11 protein-coding genes are annotated in these 14,175 nt (G+C 32.2%); 6 read left to right on the forward strand and 5 right to left on the reverse strand.

The features are described from left to right. Positions 1 to 86 precede the first annotated feature (86 nt). The 6 genes from QZ824_RS01565 (at position 87) to QZ824_RS01590 (ending at position 8,340) form a co-directional block, all read left to right on the forward strand. Positions 87 to 1,835, forward strand: a complete 1,749-nt coding sequence (locus tag QZ824_RS01565; RefSeq protein ID WP_291274287.1) for a TonB-dependent receptor — start codon at positions 87 to 89, stop codon at positions 1,833 to 1,835. A gap of 74 nt (positions 1,836 to 1,909) precedes the next feature. Beyond that, positions 1,910 to 2,953, forward strand: coding sequence for a carboxypeptidase-like regulatory domain-containing protein (locus QZ824_RS01570; RefSeq protein WP_291274288.1), 1,044 nt, complete (start codon positions 1,910 to 1,912; stop codon positions 2,951 to 2,953). 5 nt (positions 2,954 to 2,958) lie between these two features. Next, the gene (locus tag QZ824_RS01575) at positions 2,959 to 3,408 is read left to right on the forward strand and encodes a hypothetical protein (protein ID WP_291274289.1); all 450 of its coding nucleotides are present in this window, start codon (positions 2,959 to 2,961) and stop codon (positions 3,406 to 3,408) included. A 150-nt stretch (positions 3,409 to 3,558) separates the two neighbouring features. Further along, positions 3,559 to 5,175, forward strand: a complete 1,617-nt coding sequence (asnB, locus tag QZ824_RS01580) for an asparagine synthase B (protein WP_291274290.1) — start codon at positions 3,559 to 3,561, stop codon at positions 5,173 to 5,175. A gap of 218 nt (positions 5,176 to 5,393) precedes the next feature. Next, positions 5,394 to 7,334 (forward strand): DNA topoisomerase (ATP-hydrolyzing) subunit B, encoded by a 1,941-nt coding sequence (gyrB, locus tag QZ824_RS01585; RefSeq protein WP_291274291.1) that lies wholly within the window; start codon positions 5,394 to 5,396, stop codon positions 7,332 to 7,334. Positions 7,335 to 7,353: 19 nt separating this feature from the next. Continuing rightward, the gene (locus QZ824_RS01590) at positions 7,354 to 8,340 is read left to right on the forward strand and encodes a DUF6588 family protein (RefSeq protein ID WP_291274292.1); all 987 of its coding nucleotides are present in this window, start codon (positions 7,354 to 7,356) and stop codon (positions 8,338 to 8,340) included. A gap of 40 nt (positions 8,341 to 8,380) precedes the next feature. Here the strand turns inward: QZ824_RS01590 and QZ824_RS01595 are convergent, their stop codons facing one another. The 5 genes from QZ824_RS01595 to QZ824_RS01615 form a co-directional block, all read right to left on the reverse strand. Beyond that, positions 8,381 to 9,106 (reverse strand): TIGR00730 family Rossman fold protein, encoded by a 726-nt coding sequence (locus tag QZ824_RS01595; RefSeq protein WP_291274293.1) that lies wholly within the window; start codon positions 9,104 to 9,106, stop codon positions 8,381 to 8,383. Between the two features lie 86 nt (positions 9,107 to 9,192). After that, positions 9,193 to 12,024: an excinuclease ABC subunit UvrA gene (gene uvrA / locus QZ824_RS01600; protein ID WP_291274294.1), complete on the reverse strand. Its 2,832-nt coding sequence runs from the start codon at positions 12,022 to 12,024 to the stop codon at positions 9,193 to 9,195. A gap of 325 nt (positions 12,025 to 12,349) precedes the next feature. Further along, positions 12,350 to 12,652 (reverse strand): DUF6787 family protein, encoded by a 303-nt coding sequence (locus QZ824_RS01605; RefSeq protein WP_291274295.1) that lies wholly within the window; start codon positions 12,650 to 12,652, stop codon positions 12,350 to 12,352. Positions 12,653 to 12,654: 2 nt separating this feature from the next. Beyond that, positions 12,655 to 13,077, reverse strand: coding sequence for a DUF6146 family protein (locus QZ824_RS01610; protein WP_291274296.1), 423 nt, complete (start codon positions 13,075 to 13,077; stop codon positions 12,655 to 12,657). A 136-nt stretch (positions 13,078 to 13,213) separates the two neighbouring features. Next, positions 13,214 to 14,167, reverse strand: coding sequence for a D-2-hydroxyacid dehydrogenase (locus QZ824_RS01615; protein ID WP_291274297.1), 954 nt, complete (start codon positions 14,165 to 14,167; stop codon positions 13,214 to 13,216). Between the last annotated feature and the right edge of the window lie 8 nt (positions 14,168 to 14,175).

Consider the following 14,175-nt stretch of genomic DNA (forward strand, 5'->3'; position numbering starts at 1 on the left):
ATTTAGTGATAAGTATATTGCAAACACTTAATACATTTTTTATGACATCAAAGATTCAAGATAACAAGCAAAACCACAAAAATTATATGAGTAAGAAGATAAGTTTTTGTATCATCGCTATCTCGATTTTTCAATGGGGATTCTCTCAAAAGAAAGATGAAAATATTGGCAGTGAAGTGGTGAATATAGTTAAGCCTTATACTCCTACCATTTCTGATGCTTTTAAAGTGAAAGAAATTCCTGCGGCAGAAGAAGAAATTCCTGAACCAAAACTACCGATTAAGTACCAAATTTTTTCATTCCCCGTAGCTTCAACTTTCATTCCTTCAAAAGGAAAGGCGGCTGATGTGGATAAAGAAGAACTAGAAAAAGGATTTAGTAATTATGCATTATTAGGTGTGGGTAACTATGGTACAGTTAATGCCGAAGTTTTTGTTGCTCATCAATTAAATCGTACTGATTATGTTGGGGCACTTCTTCATCATTTATCTTCGCAAGGTGGGATTAAAAATGTAAAATTAAATGATAAATTTTATACTACTGGTTTAGATATAACCTATGGTAGTAGAACCAAGGATTTGCAATGGAATGTTGATCTTGGGGTGAAAAATCAAATCATCAATTGGTATGGATTACCTTCTGAAAATATTTTATTTGCAGATGAATCGATTGTGAAAATAGATGCTCAACAAAGCTATAATACCATTGAACTAGGCGGGAAGATGGACTTTAAAGATGGTTTGTTTAGTCATGCCAATATACTATTTAAACGCTTTTCAGATAAAATGGGTTCTGGTGAAAATCGCTTCTTTGTAAAGCCAGAATTTGACTTTGATGTGGTGAATCAAAAAGTTAAAGCTCTTTTTGAACTAGATTATGTAGGAGGTTCATTTGAAAGAGATTTTTTTAATACAGGAGGAATGAAATACAGTAATATTATTTTTGGAACAAAACCAAGTTTTTTATATCAACAAGACGATTTATCTGTAACTATTGGTGCGGGTGTTTTTTATACCTCTTCAACATTTAATGATGTATCAGAGGGTAAATTGTTTGTTTACCCAAATGTTAAAGCATCATACCGCCTCGTTGGTGATTTAATGATTGCCTATGCAGGAGCAGAAGGAGGGGTGAATCAAAATTCGTATGCGGATTTTGTAGGGCAAAATCCATTTGTTTCACCTACATTGTATATAGTACCAACGAGTAATGCATATGATTTATATATTGGAATGAAAGGTAAGCTAGCTAGCGCCGTTTCATTTAACGTTAAAGGAGGTTACAATAGTCAAATTGATAAAGCCTTTTTTCAATCAAATACTTTCGCTGTTACAAACTCAAATGATAAAGGATATGTAAACGGAAATTCCTTTCAAGTGGTTTATGATGACTTAACAACTATTTCTGTTTTTGGAGAAATTAAAGCAGATTTTTCTAAAAAAACTTCATTAGTTTTAAGTGGTACATACAACAACTTCAGTACAAGAAATATTGAAAAAGCATGGAATTTACCTCAATTGAAAGTTGAATCTACCCTAAACATGGATTTTACTGATAAATGGTATGGGGGCATTCAATTGTTCTTTGTAGGTGAACGAACAGATTTAGTCACGGTTCAAGATCAAACAGCTTTGATTCCAACTTATATCAACCAGCAAGTAACTTTGGATAGTTATTTTGATTTAAATGCTAATGTTGGTTTTAAATATAATAAGAGATTGACTGCATTCTTGAGAGGTAATAATTTAGCAAATCAGCAATATAATCGATGGGCAAATTTTCCAGTGCAAGGTATTCAGGTATTACTAGGAGGAATTTACAAATTTGATTTTTAATCGTTTTACAGTATTTTAATTGCATTGATTTAATTTAAATGAATGAAGTCAGTACTTTTTTATGATTCAATTGTATGAAAAATAAAATTACAATTTCAGTTTCTATTTTATTGTATTTGTTTTCAATGCAACTTCTAGCTCAAAACATTATAGGCAAAGTAACTACTGCTTCTGGAACTACATTACCAGGTGTTTCTGTATATTTGGATGGAACAACTTTAGGAACCTCTACAAATGATGCTGGGGAATTTAGTTTGATCTCTACAACTAAATTTAATACATCTTTGATTATTCGGTTTATGGGATATGAAGATGTAATTCTTTCCAATCCCTATGAGAAACCCTTTTGGAATATAGTTCTGCAAGTTAAGGAAAATGAAATTGAGCCCGTTTTTATTATAGATGATGGTTTTACTCGAAAACAGAAAATGCAATTGTTTAAAGAACAATTTTTGGGTTCAAATAAAGAAGGAAAAGCATGCCGCATACTCAATGAAGATGCTCTGATTTTAGAATTCGATAAGAAAAACAACCGATTATTAGCTAAAAGTTATGAACCTATTCAAATTCAAAATGATTATTTAGGCTATTTAGTGGAATTTGATTTGTATGATTTTTATGTTTTAATGAACAAAAAGAGCATAAAATCTGCTGATGTTTATCAAAGTATGTTTCTTGGTACTTCTCAGTTTATTGATAATGCAAAGCATGAATATCAGAAAATAAATCGAGATAAGGCTTATTTTGGCTCTTCAATGGAATTATTTAAAACATTAATTCATAATTCATGGGAGACTAAAAAGTTTCTACTATATGAAGGTAAATTTGCAGTAAATCCTACAAACTATTTTAAAATTACAAATGAAGAAGGTTTGTTTAAAGTAGAAGTGAAAGAACAAAATAATATTGGATTAAAGTCAAAAAAGTTTAATGTTTTTTTAAACTTATTGTATAATAAAAAAAGACAATCTCAAATCCAATTCGGTACTAAAGAATTTTTTGTAGATGAATTTGGAAATACAAGTCATCGTGACCAAATCATTTTTGGTGGTGATATTGGAACACAAAAATTAGGGAATTTATTGCCGTTGAATTACCAACCTTTAAAAAGCGAATAACTACCATGTCAATAAAAAATAAGCTAGTCGAACAATATAAAATTTTATTGCAAGATAAAATAGATATCTATCAAGATTTGATTGATTCATTAACTGATGAGGCTCAAAATGATGCTAAAAGTTCTGCTGGTGATAAACATGAAACGACCTTATCTAAATTACATATTGAACAAGAAAAAATAAGTCAAAAATTAAACGAAGCTTTACATCAAATACAGATATTGTCAAAATTAGATGTTGAGGTTAAATCAGAACGAATAGTATTAGGAAGTCTAGTTTTTACCAATCATTTAAGTGTTTTAATAGCAACAGCATTGCCTAAAACTATAATTGACAGCAATCCTTTTTTTGCTATTTCTCCGCAATCACCTTTAGGAATTCAGTTGCTTGGTCATCAAAAAGGTCACATATTTCAATTAAATAAGATAGAATACCAAATTCTTGATATTTTATAATTATAAGTTTTAGTTCAATTTTTGTGTTATTTATTTATTTTTTTTGATTAAAAAGCTTTTTTTTGTTTAAAATTTAAATCAAAGTTGATTTTTTGCTTTTCATTAAAAACTTTTAGTTCCAATTTTGCTTCAGAATTAAAACTATAAGTCATGTGTGGAATATTAGCTATTATTGGAAAAGGAAAAGATAAAGCATTGGTACAGCAATTATCAAAAAGAATGAGTCATAGAGGTCCAGATGAAAGTGATATTCATATTACGGATAAGGGGCACTTTTTGGCTCATGAACGTCTGTCAATTGTTGATTTAAATACTGGTAAACAACCTATTCAAGGGACTTCTTCGGCTTGGATGGTGCATAATGGTGAAATTTATAATCATAAACATTTAAGAGCAACTACATTAGCTACGCATTCGTTTAGAACAACTTCAGACTCAGAAGTGATTGTGCATCTCTATGAAGAGTTTGGATATGATTTTTGTAATATGTTGGATGGAATTTTTGCTTTTGTAGTTATAGATGGAGATGATTTTATTGCAGCAAGAGATCCACTTGGTGTTAAGCCTTTGTATTATGGTATTGACGAAAGAGGGAGAATGTATTTTGCTTCAGAAATGAAAGCTATCGCTGATCAATGTGCTACATTTTCAGCTTTTCCTCCAGGGCATTTTTATACTGAAAAAACGGGGTTTGTAAAATATTATCATCCAAAATGGGAAGACCAATCCAAAGCAATTGAAGAAGTTGATTATCAAGCTATCCGAGCAACTTTAACAAAAGCTGTAGAAAAAAGATTAATGGCAGATGTGCCTTTTGGAGTTTTATTATCAGGTGGCTTAGATTCTTCGTTAATTTCATCTATAGCTTGTAGATTAACCGAAAGTTCAGGACAAAAAATTCACTCTTTTTCAATTGGTTTAGATGAAACAGCCCCCGATTTATTAGCGGCGAGAAAAGTGGCTGAATTCATTGGCACTGAACATCATGAAATTTTTTTTACCGTTGAGCAAGGGATAGCTATTCTTAAGAAATTAATTTGGCACTTAGAAACCTATGACGTTACTTCTATTAGAGCTAGTACACCTATGTATTTTTTATCAAAAGCAATTACGGATAGAGGAATTAAAATGGTGCTTTCAGGTGAAGGAGCTGACGAAATATTTGGAGGTTATTTGTATTTTAGAAATGCTCCATCTGCACAGGAATTTCAAAGAGAAACGATTGATAGAGTGCAAAAATTATTTACTGCCGATTTATTGCGAGCTGATAAATCAACAATGGCTCATGGATTAGAGGCAAGAGTACCATTTTTAGATAAAGCTTTTTTAGAAGTGGCTATGAATATAAAGCCCGAAGAAAAGCAACCTAAGACTTATGAAGGAATTGAAAAATATATTTTAAGAAAGGCATTTGATACTCCTGAGCAACCTTATTTGCCAGAAGAAGTTTTGTGGAGACAAAAAGAACAATTCTCAGATGGTGTAGGGTATAATTGGATTGATACTTTAATCGCTTATTGTACAGGGCAAGTAAGTGATGAGGAATTTGCTCAAGCAGAAATTAAATATCCTTACAATACTCCAACAACTAAAGAGGCTTTCTTTTATAGAAGTATTTTTCATGAATTTTATCCACAACAAAGTGCCGCACAAACGGTAAGAAAGTGGATTCCAAAATGGCAAGAGAATCAAGATCCGAGTGGAAGAGCAAACGCTGCTCATGTGGAGGCAGATACCTCAATTGCCCAAGAAAATGTACGAGTTTAGTTTTTCGTAAATAGTGGTTTGTTTGTAAAATACGTTAGTGAGCAATTGCTAGCGTATTTTCTTTATTTTAACACTTCTAAAATGCTAAATTAAAGTATGTCAATTGTTAATTTATTTTGTTGAAAACTTATCTGTTATCGGTGGTATTTTGTTTAGAAATTAGGTTTGAATTGTTTATATTTGCTCGTTAGACTAAAATACAGACAAATAACTTAATTATGAGCGACGAAGTAAAAAAGAACAATTATTCGGCAGATAGTATTCAGGCGTTGGAAGGAATGGAGCACGTACGTATGCGTCCATCCATGTATATTGGAGATACTGGAGTAAGAGGTTTACATCACTTAGTATATGAAGTTGTAGATAACTCTATTGATGAAGCTTTAGCTGGACATTGTGATACTATTTTTGTAGCAATTAACGAAGATAATTCTATCACGGTTGAAGACAACGGGCGTGGTATTCCAGTAGATATTCATAAAAAAGAAGGCGTTTCTGCTCTTGAAGTTGTAATGACTAAAATTGGAGCAGGAGGTAAGTTTGATAAGGATTCATATAAAGTTTCTGGAGGTCTTCATGGAGTTGGGGTTTCTTGTGTTAATGCTTTATCAGATCATTTAAAAGCAACCGTACACAGAGAAGGTAAAATTTACGAGCAAGAATACGAAAGAGGAAAGGCTTTATATCCAGTAAAACAAGTTGGAACTACTGATAAGCGAGGAACGATAGTGACATTTAAACCGGATGGTACTATTTTTCAACAAACATTGGTTTATTCTTATGAAACCTTAGCGGCTCGTTTACGTGAATTATCTTTCTTAAATAAAGGAATTACAATTACTTTAACGGATAAAAGAGAATTAGATGATAAAGGAAATCCTGTTTCTGAAACATTCCATTCTCAAGAAGGTTTGAAAGAATTTGTTAAGTTTTTAGATGGAAACCGTGTGCCAATTATTGGACATGTTATTTCAATGGAAAATGACAAAGGCGAAATTCCTGTTGAAGTAGCCTTGATTTACAACGAAAGTTACACAGAGAATATTTTCTCTTACGTAAATAACATTAATACGCATGAAGGAGGTACACATTTACAAGGATTCCGTATGGGATTAACGCGTACCTTGAAAAAATATGCTGATGCTTCTGGATTGTTAGATAAATTGAAATTTGAAATCTCAGGAGACGACTTTCGTGAAGGATTAACAGCTATCATTTCTGTAAAAGTAGCTGAACCTCAATTTGAAGGTCAAACGAAAACGAAATTAGGAAATAGAGAAGTAGTTTCGCCAGTTTCACAAGCAGTAGCTGAGATGTTGGAAAATTATTTAGAGGAAAACCCTAACGATGCTAAAATCATTGTTCAAAAAGTAATTTTAGCAGCTCAAGCACGTCATGCAGCTAAAAAAGCTCGTGAAATGGTGCAACGTAAAACCGTTATGGGAGGTGGAGGTCTACCAGGTAAATTGTCTGATTGTTCGGAACAAGATCCAGCAAAATGTGAAATTTTCTTAGTTGAGGGAGATTCAGCGGGTGGTACAGCTAAACAAGGTCGTGATCGTTTCTTCCAAGCTATTCTGCCTTTAAGGGGTAAGATTTTGAATGTGGAAAAAGCTATGCAACACAAAGTGTTTGAAAACGAAGAAATTCGTAATATTTTCACTGCTTTGGGAGTAACCGTGGGTACGGAGGAAGATAGTAAAGCTCTAAATTTAACTAAATTGCGTTACCATAAAGTAGTAATTATGTGTGATGCTGATGTCGATGGATCTCACATTTCTACCTTAATTTTAACGTTCTTTTTCCGTTATATGAAGGAATTAATCGAAGGTGGACACGTGTATATTGCTCAACCACCTTTATACCAAGTTAAAAAAGGTAACAAAAAAGCCTATGCGTGGAACGACGACCAACGCGATAGAATTTCAATGGAATTTGGTGGGGGTACTAATGTACAACGTTATAAAGGTCTTGGGGAAATGAATGCTGAACAATTATGGGAAACGACTTTGAATCCAGAATTTAGGACACTTCGTCAAGTTACTATTGATAGTTTATCAGAGGCAGATCGTGTATTTTCAATGTTGATGGGAGATGAGGTTCCACCAAGAAGGGAATTCATCGAGAAAAATGCTGCTTATGCTAAAATTGATGCATAGTTCGTTTAAAAAAATTATATTGATTGTTTTTTTAGTTTGTTTTTTTCAAGCTAAGGCGCAAACAGGCACACAATTGCAACAAGTAGGGTATCTTTTAGAAGATGCCCTACTTTATTCTAAACAATACATAATTCCCGCTACAGATGGTGCCGTTTATCAAGCTTCAGGTGCCTGGAACCATTCAAATAAAAAAAGGAAAACGTGGGATTTGTCCATGGGAATAAATGTTAATATGTTCAATGTCCCTAAAACTGATAGAACTTTTGTAATTAATAATTCTGATTTTAAATTTTTTCAAATAGAAAATGGGGGAACTTCGGCAACTGTTCCTACGGCGATGGGGAATGACAATCAAATTTATTTAGTTGGAGATCTTGATGGCCAACAAATAAGATTGAAAACTCCGCAAGGTATTAATCAACAGTTTGTGGTTTATCCTTATTTAGATATTAATTTGGCATTGCCTTATGGTACTGAATTAATTACTAGAACATCAACAAATACAAAATTAAAAAAGGGTTATTATCAGGTGTATGGTTATGGATTAAAACATAATTTAAATCAATATTTTCCAAATTTAACCGCAAAAAACATTTTTTTTTCTATCTCATCTTATTACTCTAAAGAAGATATTGGATTTGACTTTTTAGATGTGAAAACAAATTTTGGTAATCTAGGAATAAACCAAATTAATGGATTAGTTGACACTTTTCATTTTCAGTTTTCAGCTTCAAAACAATGGGGAAATGTAGAGGTATTGGGTAATTTTATTTGTAATACTAGTAAGTTTAATTATAAAGTTTCTGGTGAAAAAGGAACTATTGAAAGTGTTTTTCCTATTCAGTCAATAATAAATACTCTATTAGATAGCATAGAAAAAGATAAGGTTAATGTAATGGGTGAATTAGCTGCTAATTATCAAAGCGATAGGTTTAGTTTTCTCTCTGCTATTACTTTTGGGAAGTTTGTTAATTTAAATTTTGGTGTTCAATACAAAGTAAATTAAAATAAAAAATCCCAATTAAGTAATTGGGATTTTTGTTTTATTAGAAGTTTGGCGATAAGTTGTATTTTTTGTAGAAATTATCTAAAGCTTCAACAACTTCATCTTCTGTATCCACAATTTTAAATAAATTCATGTCTTCTGGACTTGCATTTTTAAATTGGTCAATGATTACACTTTTAATCCAATCTAATAGTCCAGTCCAAAATTCTCTTCCTACCAAAATAATAGGGAATTTAGCAATTTTCTTGGTTTGGATTAAGGTAATTGCCTCAAACATTTCGTCTAAAGTTCCAAAACCGCCAGGCATTACTACAAATCCTTGTGAATATTTAACAAACATTACTTTTCTAACAAAGAAATAGTCAAAGTTTAGGTTTTTATCACGGTCAATATAAGGGTTAAAATGTTGTTCAAATGGAAGTTCAATATTTAAACCTACTGAAGTTCCTCCACCAAAATGAGCTCCTTTGTTTCCTGCTTCCATAATCCCAGGTCCACCTCCCGTAATGACACCATAACCCGCTTTACTGATTTTATAAGCTATTTTTTCTGCTAATAAATAATATTTGTCTTCCGGTTTTGTTCGAGCTGAACCGAAAATAGATACACAAGGACCAATTCTTCCCATCGTTTCATATCCATTAACAAATTCGGACATGATTTTAAATATAGCCCATGAGTCATTGGTTCTAATTTCATTCCAAGTTTTTTGTTTTAACTTGTCTTGGATTCTTTCATCATCATTTTGATATTGATCTGCTGCCATAATAATTTAATTAATTTGTAAAAAAACAAACTAGTTAGGTTAATAATAAAGTATCAGGAGTGTTGTTGTAAGAAGTAATTAGGCCGCTAAGATAACTCTTTTTTCAAAAACAACGCCGTATGACTCTTTTTATTTTTTATTACTTCCTCTGGTGTACCAGAACAAACTACTGTTCCGCCGCCTTTACCACCTTCAGGACCAATATCAATAATATAGTCAGCTAATTTTATTACATCTAAATTATGCTCTATGATTACCACAGTATTTCCTTTTTCTACTAATTTATTGATAACATCCATTAAAATTCGTATGTCTTCAAAATGCAAACCTGTAGTAGGTTCATCTAAAATATAGAATGTGTTTCCAGTGTCTTTTTTAGATAATTCGGTAGCTAATTTGATGCGTTGGGCTTCTCCACCAGATAAGGTAGTACTTTGTTGCCCAAGTGTTATATAACCCAATCCAACATCTTGAATGGTTTTTACTTTTCGGTAAATTTTGGGAATATTTTCAAAAAAATCAACCGCTTCATCTACAGTCATGTTTAAAACATCTGAAATTGATTTTCCTTTGTATCGTATTTCTAATGTTTCTCGATTGAAACGTTTGCCTTGACAAGTTTCACATTCAACATACACATCTGGTAAAAAACTCATTTCAATGGTTCGAACTCCACTTCCTTCACAGGTTTCACATCGACCGCCTGAAACATTAAAACTAAATCTTCCTGGTTTGTAACCACGAATCATGGCTTCTGGCGTTTGCGTAAATAAACTTCTAATTTCTGAAAATACATCCGTATAGGTTGCAGGGTTACTTCTTGGTGTTCTACCAATCGGACTTTGATCGATATCAATTACTTTATCAATATGCTCCAATCCTTCAATCTTCTTATAAGGCTGTGGTTTTTTTACTGCATTATAAAAATGAGTATTTAATATGGGATAAAGAGTTTCATTGATTAAAGTTGATTTTCCACTACCAGAAACACCTGTAACACAAATCATAGTACCTAATGGAAATTCTACCGATACATTTTTTAAGTTGTTACCTGTTGCCCCTGTTAGTTTTAAAGATTTGCCATTTCCGGTTCTTCTCTCTGTTGGAATTTCAATTTGCATTTTACCACTGATGTATTGTGCCGTAATGGTGTTTTCTTTTAATAATTCTTTTGGAGTTCCTTGACTGATGATTTGTCCTCCAAAACGACCTGCTTTCGGACCAATGTCAATCACGTAATCAGCACGTTCAATCATGTCTTTATCGTGTTCAACTACTAAAACTGAATTTCCAATATCACGAAGACTTTCTAATGATTTAATTAATCGTTCGTTATCTCGTTGATGTAAACCAATACTAGGCTCATCTAAAATATATAAAACACCAACTAATTGTGAACCTATTTGGGTAGCTAAACGAATACGTTGTGCTTCTCCTCCTGAAAGGGTTTTTGAACTTCTATTTAAATTTAAATAATCTAAACCAACATCTAATAAAAATCTAATACGAGCTTTAATTTCTTTTAAAATCTCAGAGGCTATTATTTGCTGTTTTTCAGAAATATGTTGAGGTAATTCTTCAAACCATTGGGCTAATTCAACCACATCCATTTGAACTAAATCACCAATGCTTTTATCATTTAATTTAAAATACAACGATTCTTTTCTTAATCGAGAACCACCACAAGCCGAACATTCATTTTCATCCATGAATTCTTTTGCCCAGCGTTTGATACTTTGTGAATCGGATTGTTCAAACTGATTTTTTATAAAATTAGATATACCTTCAAAATCAATTTTATAATCCTTAGTAATTCCCATTACTTTGGAAACTACCGAAAATTTTTCATTTCCTCCATTTAAAATCATGTCCATGGCTTCAGCAGGAATGCTTTCAATTGGATCGGATAATTTAAATCCAAATTTTTCTCCAATTAGTTCCAATTGTTTAAATATCCAAGTGCTTTTTTGTTCGCCTAAGGGAGCAAAACCACCATTTTTTATTGAAGTTTTTGGATTGGGGATGATTTTGTTTATGTTGATTTCATTGACAATACCTAATCCGTTACAATCAGGACAAGCTCCTTTAGGTGAGTTGAATGAAAAATTATTAGGTTCCGGACTCGGATAAGAGATACCTGATGTAGGACACATTAAGCTACGGCTATAAAAACGTACTTCATTGCTTTCGTGTTCAATGACCATTAAAATATCATCACCATGATGCATGGCAACCTTAATGGCCTCTGTTATTCTTTTATCAGTATCTTCATCTTGTTTTACGGCTATTCGATCTATGACGATTTCGATATCATGTGTTTTATAACGATCTACTTTCATGCCATGGTCTAAATCACGAATTTCACCATCAACACGCACTTTTAAAAAACCTTGTTTAGCTATTTGCTCAAATAATTCCCGATAATGCCCTTTTCTAGAACGCACAACAGGAGATAGAATATTAATTCGTTTGCCTTCAAATTCTTCATAAATTAATTCTTTTATTTTATCATCAGAATAAGAAATCATTTTTTCGCCCGTGTTGTAACTATATGCATCAGCTGCTCTTGCATACAAAAGTCTAAGAAAATCATAAATTTCTGTGATGGTTCCTACTGTAGAGCGAGGACTTTTATTGGTCGTTTTTTGTTCAATTGCAATAACAGGTGATAAGCCGTCTATTTTATCAACATCAGGGCGCTCTAAACCACCCAAAAACTGACGTGCATAAGCAGAAAAAGTTTCAATATAACGACGTTGTCCTTCCGCATAAATGGTATCAAATGCCAAAGATGATTTTCCTGAACCCGATAATCCTGTAATTACTACAAGCTTTTCACGAGGAATGGTAACGTCTATATTTTTTAAGTTATGGGCACGAGCACCAATAATTTCAATCGTTTCTTCTGTATGTTGCATAGCAATTTTAGCCTTTTTGCAAAGATACAGTTTTTGAATCTTTAAATTTTAATTGCAGCAATTTAAAATTATTGTTTAATTAAAAAAGATATATATTTGAAAGAAAAATACAAAAGGTGTAATTTTCAGTATGAATTAAGGTAAACTTATGTTTTGAAAAACTTGGAATATGAACAACTGTTTTTAAAAGTGAAGATGAATATTTAAGTGAAGTTTTTAGAGTATTTTTAGTCAATATGTGTTAATTGTTAGCTATAAAAAAATACCATCAGATAAGATATTCTAAAAGTAATATCGTAAAGTATATAACAGTTTGTAAATAATGTTATTTAAATAAAAAACCTAGTCCCATTCTAGTTAACATTCTTTTGATAAAATTCCAAAAAAAGAGTCGTTGTCCTGCTAAAGTACCAATTACCAATAGAAGTATTTTGTAAATGGGTAAAATAATAATCAGATACAAAGGATAATAGAACCAAAGTCCAACAGTTCCTTTAGTAATTCCCAAAAGTGTTAGTAGTGGTTTAGCAATTAAAGCTGAAGTAGAGCCTGTTATTGCAAATACTAGTAGTATAATAAAAAACTGGAAGTTACTCTTAATGTTCCAGCGTTCTCTTAATTTATTCATTTTTATGGTCGGGCGATGTAGCCACCTAATTGTTGTTTATTGGTGATTTGAAAATAAACTAAATAGTTATATAGCATATAATTTACTTCAAATCCATAGTTTGTATTGGTCTCATAATTAATAGGCATTTCATAAAGATGCAAATATCTTGTACTTCTAGCTCTGTTATTCCATTCCAAAACCCAAAAACGATTTCTCATTTCTAAAAATTCTTGTGTATATGTAGATCTTGGACGCGCGTAAGTGTTAAACCAATTGGTAAAACCACCGTCAATAATAATTATCTCATATTCTAATTCCTTATTAGTAATGTGCAACGTATCACTTGTCAATTTTGTCTTATTTTCTAATGGTATTTTTTTGTTGTATTGACAAGAAATTACAAGTGACAATAATAGAATGATTACGAAAAAAGGTTTAACCATAAGTAAAAAATATGATGGTATAAAGATAAAAAAAAGCACCGAGATACTCGATGCTTTTAACTTTTATTTATTGTAATTGGATGCCCCCTTTGTATTAATGGAGTTCATAAACAAGGATGTTTCCTTTTTATGAGGTTCAATTTTTTAGTAAACTAATGATTTGTTCGGCAAGTTCTGTTCCAATTCTATCTTGAGCTTCCAAAGTAGCTGCGCCGATATGAGGAGTTAGTGAAATTTTAGGATGCATCAATAAACGCATTTCAGGAGTAGGCTCTTTTTCAAAAACATCTAAACCAGCAAAGGCAATCTTATCTTCATCTAAAGCTTCTACTAAAGCTACTTCATCAATAACACCACCACGAGCACAATTAATTATAGCCGCACCCTCTTTCATGAGTTTAAGTTCTTCTCCTCCGATGACATATCCTTTTTGTGCAGGAACATGCAACGTAATAAAGTCGGCACGTTTTAAAACATCTTCTAATGGTTCAGTAACGATATCAACGTCGATAAATTGACCCGTGTAAAAATCCACTCGAATGGTGGCTTCATTTACATAACTATCAGCAGCAATTACTTTCATACCTAAGCCTAAAGCCATTTTAGCAACTGCTTGTCCAATTCGCCCGAAACCAATAATACCTAATGTTTTGCCTCTTAATTCAATTCCATTGGCATACGATTTTTTTAAGGCATCAAAATTAGTATCACCTTCTAAAGGCATTACTCTATTAGAGTCATGTAAAAAACGTACACCTGTAAACAAATGAGCAAAAACTAATTCAGCCACACTTTCAGAAGAAGAGGCAGGCGTATTAATTACATGAATATTTTTACTACGAGCATAATCCACATCGATATTATCCATACCAACACCACCTCGGCCAATGATTTTTAAACCTGGGCAGGCATCAATTATATCTTTTCTAACTTTCGTAGCACTTCTAACAAGTAAAACTTTAACATCATGAGCATTAATAAAATTAGCAACTTGCTCTTGAGCTACTTTAGTTGTGATTACTTCAAATCCGCCTTTTTCTAAAGCTTTTATACCGCTTTTTGAAATCCCATCATTCGCTAATACTTTCATTATTGTTT

Origin of the sequence: Flavobacterium sp. (genome assembly GCF_021151785.1) — a bacterium.
Lineage (GTDB): Bacteria > Bacteroidota > Bacteroidia > Flavobacteriales > Flavobacteriaceae > Flavobacterium.